Raw genomic sequence first — 18,369 nt, forward strand, 5'->3', positions numbered from 1 at the left:
ACTAAAAAAGAGCACTTTAAAGCGCTCTTTTTTTATTTCCAAAACAAATCGTTAGCTTTGTTTGACTGGCGTTTTCACGGCTGCACGCTTCCCAAACCAATAGCCCAAGCCAAGCGGTGCAAAGAATATAACGGCAATGAACAGAATAAAGTAGATGATGGTACTTTTGACAAGTTCAATCAGCTTAGTCATGGCGAGATTCACAACCTCTTGCGACACTCGATCCATATCTTGAGCAAACTTCTCGCGCTCATGGGTAATGATCTGTGCGATTTCTTGGCGCTCTCTGGCAACCATCAGCTCTATAGCTTGGCGTTCTTCACCCAACTGAGATAAACGCGCCTCCGTCCTTTGATCGATATCGTCAACCAAAGGTTGTAACTCCAGCGCCATTTGTTCTGCCAAATAGCGCATGTACTCTGGGTTGTTATCGATAAAATCCCTCATCGAATCAGCGGTAACTTGCAAACTATTGAGCGCCGCATTGACTTTTTCGATACTGGCAGAGCTATTCAAGGCCAACAACTGCGCTTTCCACGTCATAATTTTTGGTGTCTGCTCTGATACCAGACTTAGACGATCAGAGACATCCCCGAGTGCTTCTGGCATCGTGCCTAGCGTTGTAACGGCTTCCTCTTCGCTAATTTGGTTTGCATCTAACCACCTACGGTAAGCCGGAGTCCTAATCATGCTTAAATCAGCGAATGGATGCTGCTTGGCGAACTCTGCAACAAACGTTTTTGTCTTGATGTATGCTTCTTTCTTCAATAAAGATTGAGCCAGTTTATCTACCTCTTTCGCTAAATAAACGGAAACTAACTTGGCCTCATCAGACGCAAAGAGCTCATTACCAGAAGCGGTAATAAAAAACTGTTCCATTTGTAGCGTGAAAGTCCATGTATCAATCAGTGCAGCCATTGGGGACACTTGGTATGCAGAAGCTTGGATGCCTTCTTCAGCATTTATCTTCCAAAGTAAAATATAAGATTGATGAACTTTATCATGAGGCTCATATTGTTCGTGTAGTGCATCTGCTGCTTGCTCAACCTGAGCAAAAAACTGCTGCGCATACTCACGAGTCAAAAGACGCATATTGAGCTCTTGTTTGGTAAGAGGGACGGTTTGACTCTCGATCTTGACTTCGAGCAGGGAGCACCCTGAAAGCATCATAACCAGCCCTATCAACATCATTGAAGACATTCGGCGAACGGACATGAAAACACCTTTAACAAATTGTATAGAACAGGAATAAAGCGAACTAAGTCATATAGTTCGAGCCTTTATTACCTCAACTCTTATGACATTAAGTCAGAGCAATATCAATCTGTTAGCGCTTCTGTTATCTTTTCACTATTGAGAGCATTATTAGCAAAAAGTATGGTTTGTTTTAGGACATCATCTAAACATGCCAACTTCTCTTCCGGCACTTTTTGCCCTTGTTTAATCAACAGTTCAATATCACCCGAAATACAGTGCAATGGCATTGCACCTAAACTCCCTGAGACCCCTTTAAGACTGTGTGCGGCTCTTTGCGCTTGCTCTTTATCCTCTTCTAACAGCTGATACATTTTAGTGCCATCGCCAGAGTGGTCCTGAATAAAGACCTCCAGTAACATCCGCACAGCGCCCTCGTCACCAGACAGAGAATCTAACATTTTATTGATATCTATGTACGGCTCACGTTCCACTACTTCCACTTGTGATGAATTCACCTCATTACAACTTTTTTCGTTCATTTGGACGTTTTGAAAATTTTCTGACTGAGCTGAGGGAACAGTGTTAGCTCCATTTTCATCATCGCCAACTTGCTCTGACTTTTTATCATCGGTTCTGGGTAGTGGTATCGGTTGAATCGTTTTTGGGGAGAAGGCTCCCCATGAAATGAGGAAAAGGAGCAAACCACTGATTACAGACAGCCAAACAATAAAAGTCATTAGCTTCTGTTCCAACTGCTCATTTATCGAAGTTAACTGGTTCGGGAAATCTGGATTAAGCAGTTGATTAGATAAATAACTGCCCTGTGCCTGAGCAGATAGTGCGCTTGAGGTTTGAGCAAGCTGGCGCTGAAGAGCGCTTCGCTCTTCGGGAGAGAGCGTCTCTGATTCAATAAAAAGTCGGTCTAAGTCACGGTAAGTATCGCTATTCGTTGCAGAGTCACTAAAGACAGACTCAAAAACAAGCGCACCTAAGCGATAGTACATTGCCTGAATTTGCTCAGAGTTTTCTGTTCGAGCACGGCTGCTTCGTAACTGTTCTGCTAACGAAACCAATTCACTGTCACTTCTTACAAAAGCTCGAGCACTTTCTAAAAATCGGTCGGTCGTATAAAGTAATTGAGTGATGTCTGGTGTGATTTTCCCTTCAGAAAACTCACTTTCAAGCTGTAAGCGAACTGCATAAGCCAACTGAAGTTTCAGTGAAATTTGGTCGACGTGTTTAACACGGTAAGGCAGATCGAAGTTAAAAAAGTGCCTGACTTCTTCAACTTTACTTCCTAACTCATTTACAGTCGAAATCGTTTGAATCGTTTGTTTGGCTTGCAGCCAAATGCCAAGTGCTAAAACACACCACAAAACGAACCAGAACCAAACAAACCGCCGTATTCCTTCTTTTAGCTTCAGCAACACTTGCCCCTCGCATATCTCCATTAATTACAAGCATATACTATGGATGTTTCTTATTCACATAAAAAAAGAGAGCCGTTTGCTCTCTTTATTTAACGATATGATTTTAATTGCGACTTAACTGATCTTTTAGATTTGGAGGCGTCCCTTTAATCGTTAAGGTATCCGTCTCTGGATCATAAAAAATACGCTCGCCAAGTAAGAGACTATCGAAGCTAATATTCAAACCACCACCAGCTCCAACAAATTTAGTCAGTTTGCGAACCGTCGCACGATCACCTGGGAAAGACTCTTCAAGCTCGTACCCTTGCTCTTTGGTGAAATCCATAAAGCTCGTGCCATCTTGGCTTTGAGGAAGCTCTCCGGAAAGCTCTGAGATTTGAACCTCATCACCGGATTTAATTTGCTCATTGCAGTAGTCGTAAACTTGTTTCTTGTACTCGTTCACTTCTTGCTTTTCTAGCTTCGAGTCAGCACAAAAATCATCCACCGCCTGCATCAACACTAAGTTTTGTTGTTTAGTATCTAAGCCAATATCCGCTTGCAGAAAATCTAGGAAGAAGTCCGCCACTTTACGGCCAACGCGTCCTTTAATGTATTGCAGATAACGATTGGATTCCTTGTCGGTCTCGTAGCTCGACAGGTCGATGCGTGCGGCAATATCCATTTTGGTGATATCAAGGTAATCTGTCGCACTGATGTCCAAACCTTCGGTCACTTTTAAACTCTGATTCATTGGTAAGATACCGATGAACAAGTAGTCCGTTGCTAAACTCTGATACTCAGCGAAAACCAAGATACCTTCATCCGCAAATGGGTACTTAATCAACTCTTCTTTCAAGCGATTTGCACTAATTTGTGAGAAGTCGTAAAAATCTCGCTCTCCTTTGCGCATTTCTTGAAGCCAAAATTGAAATTCGCTGTCTGACTGGAAAGCGCCAAAACCTTTACCAGCTTTAGAATGGAATACTCGGTGAAGCTCAGCGACTAAGTTTTCTGTAGATGCATCGTTCTCTAATGATGCTGGACGAAAGTTTACAACCAGCTCGTCCTGATCGTTTTTGCACAGTTGATGCAGAATAACGTTTGAAAGATGAAGACTCATAGTGATTTTATCTTGCTACAAGGTTTTAGTTGATGGGCATTGTAGGTTATCATAAGCCGCTTTTACTATCATTATTAGAGTCTTTATGCCGATTACATCTAAATATACTGACGAGCAAGTAGAAAAAATTCTTGCTGAAGTAGCAACAGTTCTTGAAAAACACGCTGCTTCTCCTGAGTTGACGCTAATGATTGCCGGAAATATCGCAACCAATGTCTTAAATCAACGTGTTGCTGCTTCACAACGCAAAGCGATTGCTGAAAAATTTGCTCAGGCGCTGATGTCTTCTTTAGAAACACCAAAAACACACTAATCACGGACAATAGAACACATACATGGTAGACAGCGGAAACTCATACGGCGAACGTGTATCTCGACTAGTTGGTTGGGGTCACTGGTTTGCATTCTTCAATATCGTTGCGTCGATGTTGATAGGCACACGCTACATTGTTCAGTCTCCTTGGCCCGAGACGTTACTTGGTCAGTTTTATCTGGCGGTTTCTTGGGTTGGTCACTTTGGCTTTCTAGTTTTCGCACTTTACTTGCTTGTTCTATTCCCGTTGACGTTTATCCTGCCATCGCGGAAGTTGTTCCGTTTGGTGGCAGTGATTTTCGCAACCGTTGGGCAAACCATATTATTAATTGATACCCAAGCGTATCAGTCGATCAATTTGCACTTAACTCCCGTTGTCTGGGAGTTACTATTCAGCGAAGACAAAAGTGCGCTCAGCACTGACCTACAACATTTATTTGTTGTGATGCCGCTGATCTTCCTTATTCAACTCGCACTATCCGAATGGGTATGGCGAAAACAGCGCAAACTATCTCATAAGCACGTAGGACGCCCTCTCGCGGCCGTCTTTTTCCTCAGCTTTATGACCAGCCATTTGGTTTACATTTGGGCAGATGCGTATTTTTACAACCCAATTACTAGCCAGCGTTCAAACTTCCCTTTGTCTTACCCGATGACGGCGAAGAGTTTTATGGAAAAACATGGTCTACTTGACCGTGAGGAATACCTAAAACGTTTGGCAGAAAACGAAGGCAACGTAGAGTTAGTCAACTACCCTCTTGAAAAGCTTGAGTTTAACCGCCGAGTTAATAAGCTCAATGTGTTGATGATCAGCATAAACAATTTACGAGCGGATGCGCTGAACCAAGAAGAGATGCCTAACCTCTATGAGTTTGCTGAAAACAATCAGAACTTCCGTAATCATTACAGCTCAAGTAATGATACATACGGGGCCTTTGGTTTGTTCTATGGCTTACCGACCAGTTATGCATCAAGCATCAAGGCGCAAGGTGCTTCCCCAGTATTGCTCGATGTACTGAAAGATCAGGGCTACAACTTTGGTTTATTCAGTGGCAGTGGGTTTGAAGATGATCTCTACTCAGAAATTATTTTCCGCGACTTGAACTTAGCGGAAGACCTAGATGGCACGCAAGCTCATACCGATAAACAATCTATCGCAAACTGGAATACATGGTTAGCAGAGAAAGCAAGTCAGCCATGGTTTAGTTACATCGAAGTCACCACCGTTGATAATTTTGAATCGATTCCTTCAAATAATGACGAAGAAATGCCTGCAAGTGAGCGATTCAAAAAAGCTTATGAATATGCAGTGAAGTCGGCGGATAGAACTATCGCCGGTATTATTGATGAACTGGAAACGACGGGACAACTGACAAACACCATCGTAATCATCACTTCTAATCACGGTAGTGAATTTAACGAAACCAATACGAACAGCTGGGGAGCAAACAGCAACTACAGCCGTTATCAATTACAAGTTCCGATGGTGATCCATTGGCCTGGAATGCTGGCTGGCGAATTTAATCACAGCACAAGTCACTTGGACCTCTCAGTTACACTGTTGCAAGATATGCTCGGCGTATCTTCCAACCCATATGATTACAGTAGTGGTCGCAACCTATTCGATGAAAGTCGTCGTCGCTGGATCTTGGCGGGCGATACTCGCGAGCTTGCCTTAATTACTAGCTCACAAACCACAGTGATCGATAAGTTTGGCAACTACAAGCTGTATGACAAAAACTACAAACGACTTCGAGATGATGCACCGAAGTTGCCAGTTTTGATGCAAGGTTTAACTGAGTTACAGCGTTTTTATTCTAAAAACGATTAATACCTAGCAATCCATATGCTATTCAAACTCCCCTTTTTGGGGAGTTTTTGTTTATTTCAACAACACAAACCACAAATTTGCGCAGTAAACATCCAATCAGTTCAACTAGGGGTTTACAACATTTTCAAAGCCTTATATTATGCGCCTCAACAACGGAGAGATGGCTGAGTGGTTGAAAGCACCGGTCTTGAAAACCGGCATACGTTAATAGCGTATCTAGGGTTCAAATCCCTATCTCTCCGCCACATTTAGAAAAAGCCCGCTAAGAAATTAGCGGGCTTTTTCGCATCTCCAGACTTAAAAAGATTTGTACAAATCACTTATCACTTCTTGAACGCAACTAAGCACTCCGCCACACTCAGAAAGAACCCACAAAAAATTAATGCCCTTTTCGTTCGTTCCAGTGTTGAATCAATTTGATATTTACGTCTAGTTGTATCTACTCATCAATAAAGACTTCTTTAGCGGCATTGATAAGCTGCAAATGGATTGGGACGAGGTCAGCATGATTCGTTCGATATCCACCTCCAACGACAGCTGCGACAGGGATACCTCGAGATTTCACTGTTTGCATTAAAAATCTATCACGTTCTAAGATCCCTTGCGTCGACACATCAAAATATCCAAGCTCATCGTCTTGATGTATATCGACACCAGCATCGTAGATAACTAAATCAGGGCGATGAAGATTAAGTGCCATATCGACCACTTCTTTAAACGCCATTAAAAAGTCCTCATCACCTGTTCCTCGCACCAAAGGCACATCGAGATCAGACTGAGGCTTCCTCGCTGGGAAGTTTTTATCACAGTGGAAAGAAAGCGTGATGATATCTGGCTCATCGTCACATAAAGTTGCTGTTCCATCCCCATGGTGAACATCACTATCAATGATCAATACTTTATCGACATGCTCGACTTCGAGCGCTTGCCTGGCCGCGATCACTAAGTCATTAAATAAACAAAAACCACTGCCAAACTCTTTGTGTGCGTGGTGATACCCACCACTCAAATGAATGGCCACACCGTACTCAAGTGCCTTTTTTGCGGTCAGAGCCGTGCCCGCTGCTGACGTTAGCGTTCTGGTAATGAGAGACTCACTCCAAGGAAAACCTATTCGGCGCATCTTCGCAGCTGGCATGTTTCCACTAACAAGTAACTCGACGTATTCCTCGTCATGAACACGTTTTACTTCCCCAACAGTTAATGCTTCGGGCTGGAAAAACTGCGTGTGCTCTTTCCAGTTATCTTTCTCTATATGCACCAATACCGATTCATAGAGGTACTGGTATTTCATAATTGGGTAACGATGCCCCTCTGGCAACTCAAGTTGAGAATAAATCGGGTGGTAGATAAATGGCAGCATGAGAAATTCTTAATAACAATGGTAACGAAATAGTATCAACTTAAAGGGTTGAATAAAACGCAATTTAATTGATAATGATTTTCAATATCAATTAAATTTAATATACATATGAATTCTACTTTCTTTGCTATTCTCGGCGCACTGTTTGGCTCTCTTTGTGCCCTGTCCCTATTTTCATCTCTTGTTGTTGGTGCGTGGTGGTTGGTTGATTTTATTGTGCTTAACTAACACAATGACTTTCAACTGAAATCAAAAAAACATAGGTGTTTGTATGAGTCAAACCGTCTTTATTACCGGAGCAAATCGCGGCATTGGCCTTAGCTTAACTGAGCTGTACCTGAAGCAAGGCCACCAAGTACATGCTACTAGCCGTTCCTTAGAGAACAGTTCAGAACTACAAACTCTAGCCTCACAATTCAGCAATCTAGTTTTGCACGAACTGGATGTCACGCACTACGAACAAGTCGCTAAGCTTGCCGATAAACTCCCTGCCATCGACTTACTCATCAATAATGCAGGATATTACGGCCCCAAGGGATATGGCTTTGGAAATACTGACGTAGAAGCATGGCGTAAAGTCTTCGAAGTAAACACCATTGCTCCGTTAAAACTGGTTGAGTACTGTTACCCTCGCTTACAACAAGGCAAGATGAAAAAGATTGCTTGTATCTCATCAAAAGTCGGCAGTATGACCGAAAATACGTCCGGCGGCGGCTATATTTATCGCTCATCGAAAGCGGCGCTTAACTCGGTTGTGAAAAGCTTAAGTAATGATTTAACACCTGAAGGATTTACCGTTTTAGCGCTTCACCCTGGTTGGGTAAAAACGGCGATGGGCGGGCCAAATGCTTTGATAGATACGCAAACCTCCGCGCAAGGCCTAGCGAACGTGATAGAGCTGAGCACACCGCAGCTTTCAGGTCGATTTATTAACTACGATGGTACTGAGTTACCTTGGTAGCAGCATTAAGACACAACCATCACTAAACCAAATACCATCAAAGCCAGGCTTCATAATCGTGACTTGGTTGGCAAACATAATGTTCATCAGTGATCCACCAGCATAATTCATGCAATCTAACTTGAATTTATCTACATCCAATCCAGACTTAGGAAAAAGTAGAACAAATAAGGAGAAAGCACGATGGCAGCAGATAGGGATTTGGTTAATTTTAGCGAAGAGCACGAACTAAATTACTGCTTGAGAAGTGCTGGTAAACGCCAAACTCAAGCGAATCGAGATACATTAGTTGACTTGGGCAACCAGGTGAAAGAGGTACTGGACAAACGCGTGTTAACTCAAGGTGAAGTAAGAGGCGCGATCCAAAACCACGGTGATCTGTTCGAGTAATCTATTTTCAAGCATGCGCGGAGTTTAATTACGCCGCGCTTGTCCTATGCCTGCTTACCTTTGGTTGCACGAGATTTAGTCGCGCCACCATTCTTTGAATAACTGCGCTTTTTACGTTTAAACGCAGGACGTTCCACCTTGGGTAGATGACGTAATGAATCAGGGATAGGCCCTGCTTTTACTTGTGCCATCAAGCTATCAATGCGTTGTTCCAGTGCTTGCATGAACGGCTGATATGCTTGATTTCTCTCTGCCATACCTTGTAACTGGTGCTCCCAATGAGCCGTCATATCAGGGTATGTTGAATCTTCTGGCAAGGCATGAATGAGACCTCTTCCAGCAGGAGAACTGAGAATTGACTTACCTTGACGCGTAAGCAGTTGGCGTTTGAACAGCGTGTCCAAAATACCAGCGCGAGTCGCTTCCGTGCCTAGCCCATCAGTGTCACGAAGGATTTTTTTCAGTTCTTTATCCGCAACGTAACGGGCGATCCCGGTCATCGCTTGCAACAGCGATGCCTCGGTAAAATGCTTTGGTGGCTCGGTTTTTCGGTCTTTTATTTCCCCTTCACGACAAGTTAACACGGTGCCTTCGGGTAGCGGTGGCACGGCATCAATACCTTCATCTTCCTTGTCAGTTTTGCCCATTAGCGCTTTCCAACCCGGCGAAACTAACTGACGACCTTTCGCGACAAACGTACCACCAGCGATATCGAAAACCAATTTCGCTTCTGCGTAAACCGCCGCCGGATAGAACTGCATGAGGTACTGGCGCGCAATCAATTGATACACTTTCATCTCATTGCCGGAAAGCGCATTCACATTAGCTTGCTTCGGTGTAGGGATAATCGCATGGTGAGCATCCACTTTTTTATCGTTCCAGGCTTTGGACTTTAATGTTAAGTCTGCTCCCTGAACGGCAACTTGCAACTCTTTTGCGTTATTCGCAATAGCAGTTGTCACCGTCCCTGCTTGTGAGTAGTGTTCCATCGGTAAATAGCGACAATCTGAACGCGGGTAAGTGATCAGCTTGTGCTTTTCATACAATGCCTGACAAGTATCTAGTACTTGTTGCGCACTCATACCATAGCGCTTCGCGGCATCGATCTGTAAAGCAGATAACGAATAAGGTAATGGTGCTGATTGCTTGGTTTGCTTTTGTTCCGACTCCGTCACTTTTGCAGGTTGACTTGCGATACGGTTTGCAACATTTTCCACCAACTTACGGTTTAACACTCGACCTTCTTCGTCCTGCCAAGGCTTGCATGCCTCACTTGGCTTCCAACGAGCACGAATATCAAAAGTACCATTGGCATCTTGATATGGGATCAGAGCATGTAGGGTAAAATAGTCCTTCGGGACAAAGTTTTCGATTTCTTCATCACGACGCACCACTAAGCCAAGAACTGGCGTTTGCACTCGCCCTACCGAGAGAACACCTTGATACCCTGCTTTTTGACCAAGCAAGGTATAAGCACGAGACATGTTCATACCATACAGCCAATCAGCCCGAGAGCGGGCCAATGCAGAAACTGAAAGTGGGATAAACTCGCGATTACTGCGCATAGAACTGAGTGCGCGTTTAACCGCAGGTAAGTTCAAGTCGGAAATCAGCAAACGCTGTGTGGATTCCTTCTTGGTTTTAGATAACTTGCAATAGTCCAGAACTTCATCAACTAACAGCTGACCCTCTCGGTCTGGGTCTCCTGCATGAATGACTTCGTTAGCTTCTTTGAGCAATTTACGAATCACTGTTAATTGCTTACTTGCACTTTTCCTCGGTCTGAGCTGCCATTGCTGCGGAACAATTGGTAAATCTGCCATATTCCACTTTTTGTAACGCTCATCGTAAGCGTCGGGTTCGACTTGTTCGAGCAAGTGGCCGATACACCAAGTAACGATATCCCCGTTCCCACAGCGGATGAATCCTTGATCTTTCTTTTGAGGGTTTGGCAGTGCAGCGGCAATCGCACGGCCTAAACTTGGTTTTTCAGCAATAAACAGACGAGACATAACGTTTTGGAAATAAATATAATTAGGGCCACATTATCGAATGTAGCCCTAATAAATCAAGAAAAACTGTATAAATAAACAGTCAGTTTATTTAAGTTTTCAGTTATAGAAATTCAACAAACTGAGAAAGGTCACGCTCAGGAACTTTCATCGGTGTACAACCAGGCGTGCCTAAGTACAAGAAACCAACAATCTCATCGTCACCTTCTAAACCAAATGCTTGATGAACTTCTGGATGGAACATCCACTTACCTGAGCGCCAAAACCCTTGAAAGCCTTGCGCTACGGCTGACATTTGCATCGCTTGTACAGCGCATCCCGCAGATAAGTGTTGCTCTAGTGCTGGTACTTTCTCATGTTCTGTTACTTTAGCAATAACAGTGATCACCATTGGTGCGCGAAATGGGGCATTCTTTACCTTTTCGACCACCGCTTCATCACTATTTTCAGCTTCTGCCGCTTTTACCAATATATCTGACAGTTTTTTCAAACCATCGCCCTGTGCGATAACGAAACGCCAAGGGGTTAATCCCGCATGGTCAGGCGCACGAAGGCCAGCACGAATGATGTTCTCAAGTGCTTTACCTTCTGGAGCAGGCGCGGATAACTTCGCGATAGATCGGCGATTGAGCAAAAGATCGAGAGCGTCCATGAAAGAATCCTTATTGAATATCGTTGTTATTTTGTTTACGCCACTTTAGCACAATCTGCTCCTGCGAATAACAACCGGTTTTCTGTGGGCTTGATAACGTGCTTCACTTAACATCAATCTGGGTTTAATGTTAATTTATTCGCGAAATGAATAAGTTGAACATAGGCAGGTTGATGAACAAGGACAAACAAAACAGCATTTACGAAAAGATCGTTAATGACGAAGATGCCCGTGCCTGTAAGGCGATTCCTGAATCAGCTTGTCATCAAGTTCCCGGCAACTTTCTTAAAATCATTCTCGCTCAGTTTTTAACGAAAGTCGGCGATGCGTTAATCAATCCTAAAGTCACGTTGCCGTGGATACTACAAAGTCTCGGGGCTCCGGTTTACTTAATTGGTTGGCTGGTTCCTATTCGTGAGTCAGGATCCCTTATCCCACAACTTAGCATCGCGCACTACATCCGACGCATTCCAGTAAGAAAATGGGTCTGGGTAATTGGCAGTATCTTGCAGGCTCTTTCCATATTTGCAATCGGATTGGTCGCATTAACTCTAACAGGAGCAGCTGCGGGTTATGGTGTGATTGCATGCCTTGTGATCTTCAGCCTCTCACGCGGTTTAAATTCCGTCGCATCAAAAGATGTATTGGGCAAAACCATCCCTAAAAACCAACGAGGTCAAGTCAACGGCTGGTCTTCAAGCGCTGCTGGCCTGGTTACGCTGCTTTTCGCGAGCCTTCTGGCACTAGCCTGGTTATGGGACGTAGAGCCGACAGAGCGCTTTTACGGTCTGAGTTTAGGCTTAGCAGGCGTCATATGGCTCATCGCGGCATTCGTCTATGCGCGAATTAATGAGTATGCCGGTGAGGTAGACGGTGGTCGAAATGGCGTCCTCGAAGCATTTAAACAACTCGCGTTACTTAAGACAGACGTGACCTTTCGTCGATTCGTTATCACGCGGACACTATTTTTATGTTCTGCGCTGAGTGCACCGTACTACGTTGTGCTGGCACAGCAATCTCTGGGTGGACAGCTCTGGGTGCTAGCTCTCTTTATGTTTGCGAGTGGCTTAGCCTCCTTTGTGTCAGGTCCTTTCTGGGGAAGAATGTCCGATCGCTCTAGCCGCAGTGTGATGGTCATCGGCGCAATGATGAGCGCGCTACTTGGCGTTGTTTTATTTGTTTACGATACGTGGGTCACCGCTAGCCAAAGCTTCCTATTCGTGATTCCTCTGCTCTACTTTTGTGTGTGTATTGCCCACGACGGAATACGAGTCGGACGAAAAACCTACTTAGTTGATATCGCAGAAGGTGACAAGCGGACAAGCTATGTAGCCGTGAGTAACACGGTGGTTGGAATAATGCTGCTTCTAATGAGTTCTCTTGGTGTTATGTCGAACTTTTTGAGCCTTTCAGCAGTGGTGTTAGTGTTCTCTTTTATTACTCTTGCTGGCGTAGTAATGGCCAAACAACTGCCAGATATCAGTGACTAGTTCTATACAAAAAAAGCTGCGCTCAAAGCGCAGCTTTCATGGTAAACACACATTAAAAGGCTAGAGTTTTACCGCCAATTTAACACCTTGACGAATCGCACGCACAGCATCAAGTTCACCCGCATGGTCAGCTCCGCCAATGATATGAATCTTATCTCCAAGTTCAGACCATTTATCTTCAAACGGACATACAGACTCTTGCCCAGCACAAATGATAACTTTGTCTGCATTAAGTACCTGCGCGCTTCCGTCTACATGAATGTGCAAACCTTGATCATCAATTTTATCGTAAGACACACCACCGACTAAATGTACGCCCCGTTTTTCAAGGGTACGTTTATGGATCCAACCTGTCGTTTTACCCGGACCTTTACCTACACGACCTTTACGACGCTGAAGTACCCAGACTTCTTTATCGCTGACCGCATCAGGGTAAGGATATAAACCACCCGGCTGAGACATCTCCTTGTCGATTCCCCATTCATGCAACCAGTCATCCAACGTTTGTCCAACTGGCTCTGTGAGCATGGTCGCGACATCTACGCCAATGCCACCAGCACCAACGATAGCCACTTTCTCACCGACTGGCGTTTTGTCTCGAATGAGAGTTTGATAGTCGACGACTTTCTCTGGGTTATCAATTCCATCAATATTGACTTTACGTGGCTCAACACCCGATGCCATCACTATCTCATCGTATTCTGTGAGTAAGTCATAGTTCGCTTCCGTCGATAAGTGCAGATTCACGCCTGTTTCATCAATACGGTTAGCGAAATATCGTATCGTCTCCCGAAACTCTTCCTTACCAGGGATCTGCATCGCAAGACGGAACTGACCACCGATGCGGTCGTTCTTTTCGAACAAATCAACCTTATGGCCACGTTCAGCCAGTGTGGTCGCACAAGCCAAGCCCGCAGGTCCAGCACCAACAACTGCAATGTTTTTCTTTTTAAAGGCTGGCTCAACAACAATTTCGGTTTCATAGCACGCTAGAGGGTTCACTAAGCAACTGGCGCGTTTACCTTTAAACACGTTATCTAGACACGCCTGATTACAACCAATACACGTATTAATAAGCTGCGCTTTTTCCTGTTCGGCTTTAGCAACAAAGTAAGGATCGGCCAAGAATGGGCGCGCCATCGAAACCATGTCGGCATGACCGGAAGATAAAATGCGTTCTGCTTCATCTGGCGTATTTATACGGTTGCAAGTGATAATAGGAACCGAAACGTGAGGTTTAACTTTTTCCGTAACCCATGTAAACGCACCGCGTGGTACTTGAGTCGCAATGGTCGGAATTCGAGCCTCATGCCAACCGATACCCGTATTAATAATCGTGACGCCAGCCTCTTCAAGTGCTTTCGCCAATTCGATAACGTCTTCAAAAGTGCTGCCCTGCTCGACAAGATCCAGCATAGAAAGACGGAAGATGATGATGAACTTGTCACCTACCGCCTTGCGTACCGCTTTAACAATTTCTAGCGGAAAACGCATACGTTTTTTATAGCTGCCACCCCATTCGTCGTAACGCATATTAGTACGTTTACATAAGAATTGGTTTATCAAGTAACCTTCCGAGCCCATTAACTCGACGCCATCATAACCAGCAAGCTGTGCTAACTCCGCACTATTAGCAAACGCGTCGATGGTTTTCTTTATCTGGCGGTCGCTCATTTCACTCGGAGCAAACTTTGCAATTGGCGCTTTAATGCCAGATGCACTTTGCGAGAATGGATGCATTGCATAACGCCCAGCATGGAGAATTTGCAACGCAATTTTACCACCGTGCTTGTGCACCGCTTCTGTCACAACTTTATGGGCTTTAGCATGTTTTGGCTTGCTGAATTCAGCACTCAACGGGTGTAAACGACCGCGTAAGTTAGGAGAAAAACCTCCGGTTACAATCAGTCCGACACCGCCTTTCGCGCGTTCTTCATAAAAAGCCGCGAGCTTCTGTAATCCTTCTTTGTGCTCTTCTAAGCCCGTGTGCATTGATCCCATCAGAACTCGGTTTCGTAATTGTGTGAAACCGAGGTCCAGTGGCTTTAATAGGTTTGGGTACATGGCAGACATCACTTAACATCCATTGTTATTATCATGGTCTGACCAGATTAAGCCTGCTCAACCAAAAAATCAAACAAGCGTTTACATTTTTGTAACACCGATCAATCTCGTGTGAAAATATGCCAATTGTTGAGTGGTCGTGATAAGCTAAAAAAATGTTATCTTTTGAGATCTTAGAGATAAGAACCCATACTTTGTTAGACTCGGCGTAACTATCTCGTTATGGAGACAAGATGAAAAAACTCTTCAAATTTATTGGTTTGATATTTAAAGGGATATGGAAAAGTATCACTTTCATCAGACTCGCACTGGCAAACCTAATTTTCTTGCTGATGATTGCCGTTTTCTACTTTGCCTTTACTTATACCGGAGACGGTCAACCTGTCGTCGAAAAAGAATCGGCATTGGTGATGAACCTTTCAGGCCCAATTGTCGAACAAAGACGTTATGTAAACCCAATGGACTCTTTTGCTGGTTCCCTTTTGGGTAATGAGCTACCGAAAGAAAACGTCCTTTTCGATATCGTTGATACTATTCGCTACGCGAAAGACGATCCTAAAGTGTCTGGATTAGTGCTAGCACTGCGAGACATGCCAGAAACAAATCTCACGAAACTACGTTACATCGCGAAAGCGTTGAACGAATTTAAAGCGTCAGGCAAACCCGTTTACGCCGTAGGTGATTTCTACAACCAAAGCCAATATTACTTGGCAAGTTACGCCGATAAAGTTTATCTGGCACCTGATGGTGGTGTATTGATTAAAGGTTACAGCGCTTACTCAATGTACTACAAAACGTTACTTGAAAAGCTTGACGTTTCTACTCATGTTTTTCGCGTAGGTACTTATAAATCCGCTATCGAACCGTTTATTCGTGATGACATGTCCGATGCGGCGAAAGAGTCAGCAACACGTTGGGTTACTCAATTATGGAGTGCTTTTGTTGATGACGTAACAACAAACCGAAACATTGATGCGAAAGTGCTTAATCCAACCATGGATGAGCTGATTAACGAGATGAAGTCTGTAAATGGAGATATTGCTCAGCTCGCAGTCAAACTGGGGCTAGTGGATGAACTTGCGACACGCCAAGACATTCGCACTCTATTTGCAAAACAGTTTGGTAGTGACGGCAAAGACAGCTACAACGCGATTGGTTACTACGACTACCTTGCAACGATTCGTCCCGATTACACACTACCTCAGCACGACATCGCCGTTGTTCTAGCAAGTGGCGCGATTATGGACGGTCAACAACCTCGCGGAACTGTTGGTGGTGACACGGTCGCAAGCTTGCTGCGTCAAGCACGCAATGATGAAAAAGTGAAAGCGGTCGTGTTACGAGTAGATAGTCCAGGAGGCAGTGCCTTTGCTTCTGAAGTGATTCGTAACGAAGTAGATGCTCTGAAGCAAGCAGGTAAGCCGGTTGTTGTATCCATGTCGAGTTTGGCTGCTTCTGGTGGTTATTGGATTTCAATGAGCGCAGACAAAATCGTTGCTCAGCCAACAACCCTGACGGGCTCCATTGGTATATTTAGTGTCATCACCACGTTTGAAAAAGGCTTTAGCAAGTTAGGTATTAACACTGATGGCGTTGGCACATCGCCGTTCTCAGGTGACGGTATTACCACTGGCCTTTCTGAGGGCGCGTCTCAAGTGTTCCAATTAGGTATCGAACACGGTTACAAGCGCTTTATTTCTCTAGTTGGCGAGAATCGCGATATGTCTCTAGAGGAAGTTGACAAAGTTGCTCAAGGTCGAGTTTGGACTGGCCAAGATGCACTATCCTTTGGTCTTGTCGATCAAATGGGTGACTTTGATGATGCTGTAGAGCTAGCAGCGAAACTAGCGAACGTAACCGATTACGGCATTTACTGGGTAGAAGAGCCTCTTTCACCTACTGAACTATTTCTACAAGAGTTTATGAAACAGGTGAAAGTCTCTCTAGGTATTGATGCAACAAGCTTGCTACCAAAAAGTCTTCAACCCGTAGCTCAACAATTCGAACAAGACGCAAGCTTGCTCCAAAGCTTCAACGATCCTAAAGGTCAATACGCATTTTGTTTGAACTGCCAAGTGCAGTAGTTTTTCCATCAATATTACAAAGGGCACTTCTACTTGAAGTGCCCTTTTTATTAGGCTTTGCATCTCCTCAGATGACTTTCTGATGCTGTGCGTATAGCCTCGCATCTCAAGGTTATTTAGGTATATAATCCCCGCCTCTGTTCCCCTACACGAAAGAAAAAACGATGACTAGAAAACACATCTACATCGCTTACACCGGTGGTACCATCGGAATGCAAAAATCCGACCACGGCTATGTGCCTGTTGCTGGCTTTATGGAAAAGCAATTAGCAAGCATGCCCGAATTCCATCGTCCTGAAATGCCGGATTACACCATCCACGAATACGACCCTCTGATTGACTCATCAGATATGACACCTGCTGACTGGCAGCAGATTGCGAATGATATTCGTGACAACTATGACAAATACGATGGTTTCGTTATCCTACATGGTACTGACACCATGGCGTACACAGCGTCCGCATTGTCTTTCATGCTTGAAAACCTTGGTAAGCCAGTGATTGTAACGGGTTCACAAATCCCTCTCGCAGAGCTGCGTTCTGACGGCCAAGCAAACCTATTAAACGCGCTACATATTGCGGCAAACTACCCGATCAACGAAGTAACTTTGTTCTTCAATAATCAATTGATGCGTGGTAACCGCAGCACAAAATCTCATGCTGACGGTTTTAATGCCTTTACTTCACCAAACCTTCCTCCACTATTGGAAGCTGGGATCAATATTCAAGTTAGCAACAGCGTAACCGTTGGTGCACAACCAGAAGGTGAGTTTAAGGTTCACAACATCACGCCACAACCAATCGGTGTGATCACCATGTACCCTGGTATTTCACACGAAGTTATCCGCAACACGCTTCGTCAGCCCGTGAATGCGATGATTCTTCTGACTTTTGGTGTCGGTAATGCTCCTCAGAACCCTGAGCTGCTTGGTCACCTGAAAGAAGCCTCTGAGCGCGGCGTTATTGTCGTAAACCTAACTCAGTGTTTGGCAGGTAAAGTGAATATGGGCGGATATGCCACAGGTTGTGCGCTCGCAGACTCTGGTGTTATCAGTGGCTTTGACATGACGCCCGAAGCGGCGCTGGCAAAACTACACTACCTTCTAAGCCAAAACCTTTCTTACGAAGAAGTAAAAGAGAGAATGCAACAAGTACTGCGTGGTGAAATGAGCCTGTAAGTTCAAGCTTTCTACGATCTAAAAAGCCCAATACAATTTGGGCTTTTTTCTTTCAAAATCAAAATAATAAAATTTTGAGAAATAAGGCGTAAGGATTAATCAATGTTCGGATTGACACGAACAATATCGCTCTCTTCTCCGCTGAATTGTTTTTTAAGCTCTTGTTTTGATTTAAAACTGATTTCACCACCGGCTGCAACCGTCATATGCTGCGCATCAGTATTATGTTTTGATTGATACAACATCACAGCTTGCATACACGAATCTCGCTGCTCTTTAGAAAGTGTTGTACCCTCAGGCCA

The 18,369-nt window shown here is 44.3% G+C and carries 15 protein-coding genes and 1 tRNA gene; 8 read left to right on the forward strand and 8 right to left on the reverse strand.

What is annotated here, in order from left to right; translation table 11 throughout:
- Positions 1 to 51: 51 nt before the first annotated feature.
- The 3 genes from R8269_RS15345 to yejK form a co-directional block, all read right to left on the reverse strand.
- Positions 52 to 1,215 (reverse strand): hypothetical protein, encoded by a 1,164-nt coding sequence (locus tag R8269_RS15345; RefSeq protein ID WP_017821147.1) that lies wholly within the window; start codon positions 1,213 to 1,215, stop codon positions 52 to 54.
- Between the two features lie 104 nt (positions 1,216 to 1,319).
- On the reverse strand, positions 1,320 to 2,648 hold the full coding sequence (locus R8269_RS15350) for an Hpt domain-containing protein (protein WP_054729707.1): 1,329 nt from the start codon (positions 2,646 to 2,648) through the stop codon (positions 1,320 to 1,322).
- Positions 2,649 to 2,730: 82 nt separating this feature from the next.
- Positions 2,731 to 3,729, reverse strand: a complete 999-nt coding sequence (yejK, locus tag R8269_RS15355; protein ID WP_005380723.1) for a nucleoid-associated protein YejK — start codon at positions 3,727 to 3,729, stop codon at positions 2,731 to 2,733.
- Positions 3,730 to 3,814: 85 nt separating this feature from the next.
- Between yejK and R8269_RS15360 the strand changes: the two genes are divergently transcribed.
- The 3 genes from R8269_RS15360 (at position 3,815) to R8269_RS15370 (ending at position 6,118) form a co-directional block, all read left to right on the forward strand.
- Entirely contained in the window at positions 3,815 to 4,042 is a 228-nt protein-coding gene (locus tag R8269_RS15360; protein WP_005380722.1) for a YejL family protein, read from the forward strand.
- Positions 4,043 to 4,064: 22 nt separating this feature from the next.
- Positions 4,065 to 5,873 carry a DUF3413 domain-containing protein gene (locus R8269_RS15365; RefSeq protein ID WP_005380721.1) on the forward strand — a complete coding sequence of 603 codons (1,809 nt, stop codon included), beginning with the start codon at positions 4,065 to 4,067 and terminating at the stop codon, positions 5,871 to 5,873.
- A gap of 154 nt (positions 5,874 to 6,027) precedes the next feature.
- A tRNA-Ser gene (locus R8269_RS15370) sits at positions 6,028 to 6,118 on the forward strand.
- A gap of 194 nt (positions 6,119 to 6,312) precedes the next feature.
- Here the strand turns inward: R8269_RS15370 and R8269_RS15375 are convergent.
- Positions 6,313 to 7,236 (reverse strand): histone deacetylase, encoded by a 924-nt coding sequence (locus tag R8269_RS15375; protein WP_017635827.1) that lies wholly within the window; start codon positions 7,234 to 7,236, stop codon positions 6,313 to 6,315.
- Positions 7,237 to 7,507: 271 nt separating this feature from the next.
- Here R8269_RS15375 and R8269_RS15380 point away from each other — a divergent pair, with 271 nt between their 5' ends.
- Both R8269_RS15380 and R8269_RS15385 read left to right on the forward strand, forming a co-directional pair.
- Positions 7,508 to 8,197 (forward strand): SDR family oxidoreductase, encoded by a 690-nt coding sequence (locus R8269_RS15380; RefSeq protein WP_005384911.1) that lies wholly within the window; start codon positions 7,508 to 7,510, stop codon positions 8,195 to 8,197.
- A 183-nt stretch (positions 8,198 to 8,380) separates the two neighbouring features.
- Complete coding sequence (locus tag R8269_RS15385) at positions 8,381 to 8,587, forward strand: hypothetical protein (RefSeq protein WP_005380717.1); 207 nt, start codon at positions 8,381 to 8,383, stop codon at positions 8,585 to 8,587.
- 44 nt (positions 8,588 to 8,631) lie between these two features.
- Here R8269_RS15385 and R8269_RS15390 read toward each other — a convergent pair whose 3' ends face one another.
- A complete protein-coding gene (locus R8269_RS15390) occupies positions 8,632 to 10,599 on the reverse strand; it encodes a DNA topoisomerase III (protein ID WP_005380714.1) in 1,968 nt (655 codons plus the stop codon).
- A 103-nt stretch (positions 10,600 to 10,702) separates the two neighbouring features.
- Positions 10,703 to 11,251: an NAD(P)H nitroreductase gene (locus R8269_RS15395; RefSeq protein ID WP_206958128.1), complete on the reverse strand. Its 549-nt coding sequence runs from the start codon at positions 11,249 to 11,251 to the stop codon at positions 10,703 to 10,705.
- 173 nt (positions 11,252 to 11,424) lie between these two features.
- Between R8269_RS15395 and R8269_RS15400 the strand changes: the two genes are divergently transcribed.
- Positions 11,425 to 12,741 (forward strand): MFS transporter, encoded by a 1,317-nt coding sequence (locus R8269_RS15400; RefSeq protein ID WP_213899707.1) that lies wholly within the window; start codon positions 11,425 to 11,427, stop codon positions 12,739 to 12,741.
- Between the two features lie 60 nt (positions 12,742 to 12,801).
- Here the strand turns inward: R8269_RS15400 and R8269_RS15405 are convergent, their stop codons facing one another.
- On the reverse strand, positions 12,802 to 14,814 hold the full coding sequence (locus tag R8269_RS15405; protein WP_213899708.1) for an NADPH-dependent 2,4-dienoyl-CoA reductase: 2,013 nt from the start codon (positions 14,812 to 14,814) through the stop codon (positions 12,802 to 12,804).
- A 224-nt stretch (positions 14,815 to 15,038) separates the two neighbouring features.
- Here R8269_RS15405 and sppA point away from each other — a divergent pair, with 224 nt between their 5' ends.
- Positions 15,039 to 16,889 carry a signal peptide peptidase SppA gene (sppA, locus tag R8269_RS15410; protein WP_238970015.1) on the forward strand — a complete coding sequence of 617 codons (1,851 nt, stop codon included), beginning with the start codon at positions 15,039 to 15,041 and terminating at the stop codon, positions 16,887 to 16,889.
- Between the two features lie 164 nt (positions 16,890 to 17,053).
- Entirely contained in the window at positions 17,054 to 18,067 is a 1,014-nt protein-coding gene (gene ansA, locus R8269_RS15415) for an asparaginase (protein WP_017635822.1), read from the forward strand.
- A gap of 95 nt (positions 18,068 to 18,162) precedes the next feature.
- On the opposite strand, the gene R8269_RS15420 is transcribed toward ansA, so the two are convergent.
- Positions 18,163 to 18,369, reverse strand: a 207-nt coding sequence (locus R8269_RS15420; protein ID WP_318125756.1) for a YeaC family protein, incomplete at its 5' end; no start/stop codon positions are given.

The sequence above is a fragment of the Vibrio sp. Vb0667 genome, assembly GCF_033391095.1.

Excerpts from the sequence above, each read along its gene's own strand:
- R8269_RS15395 (WP_206958128.1), bottom strand. The coding sequence starts at position 11,251 with ATGGACGCTCTCGATCTTTTGCTCAATCGCCGATCTATCGCGAAGTTA.
- R8269_RS15390 (WP_005380714.1), bottom strand. The coding sequence starts at position 10,599 with ATGTCTCGTCTGTTTATTGCTGAAAAACCAAGTTTAGGCCGTGCGATT.
- R8269_RS15360 (WP_005380722.1), top strand. The coding sequence starts at position 3,815 with ATGCCGATTACATCTAAATATACTGACGAGCAAGTAGAAAAAATTCTT.
- R8269_RS15385 (WP_005380717.1), top strand. The coding sequence starts at position 8,381 with ATGGCAGCAGATAGGGATTTGGTTAATTTTAGCGAAGAGCACGAACTA.
- R8269_RS15375 (WP_017635827.1), bottom strand. The coding sequence starts at position 7,236 with ATGCTGCCATTTATCTACCACCCGATTTATTCTCAACTTGAGTTGCCA.
- R8269_RS15365 (WP_005380721.1), top strand. The coding sequence starts at position 4,065 with ATGGTAGACAGCGGAAACTCATACGGCGAACGTGTATCTCGACTAGTT.
- R8269_RS15345 (WP_017821147.1), bottom strand. The coding sequence starts at position 1,215 with ATGTCCGTTCGCCGAATGTCTTCAATGATGTTGATAGGGCTGGTTATG.
- R8269_RS15400 (WP_213899707.1), top strand. The coding sequence starts at position 11,425 with ATGAACAAGGACAAACAAAACAGCATTTACGAAAAGATCGTTAATGAC.
- ansA (WP_017635822.1), top strand. The coding sequence starts at position 17,054 with ATGACTAGAAAACACATCTACATCGCTTACACCGGTGGTACCATCGGA.
- yejK (WP_005380723.1), bottom strand. The coding sequence starts at position 3,729 with ATGAGTCTTCATCTTTCAAACGTTATTCTGCATCAACTGTGCAAAAAC.
- R8269_RS15380 (WP_005384911.1), top strand. The coding sequence starts at position 7,508 with ATGAGTCAAACCGTCTTTATTACCGGAGCAAATCGCGGCATTGGCCTT.
- sppA (WP_238970015.1), top strand. The coding sequence starts at position 15,039 with ATGAAAAAACTCTTCAAATTTATTGGTTTGATATTTAAAGGGATATGG.
- R8269_RS15405 (WP_213899708.1), bottom strand. The coding sequence starts at position 14,814 with ATGTCTGCCATGTACCCAAACCTATTAAAGCCACTGGACCTCGGTTTC.
- R8269_RS15350 (WP_054729707.1), bottom strand. The coding sequence starts at position 2,648 with ATGGAGATATGCGAGGGGCAAGTGTTGCTGAAGCTAAAAGAAGGAATA.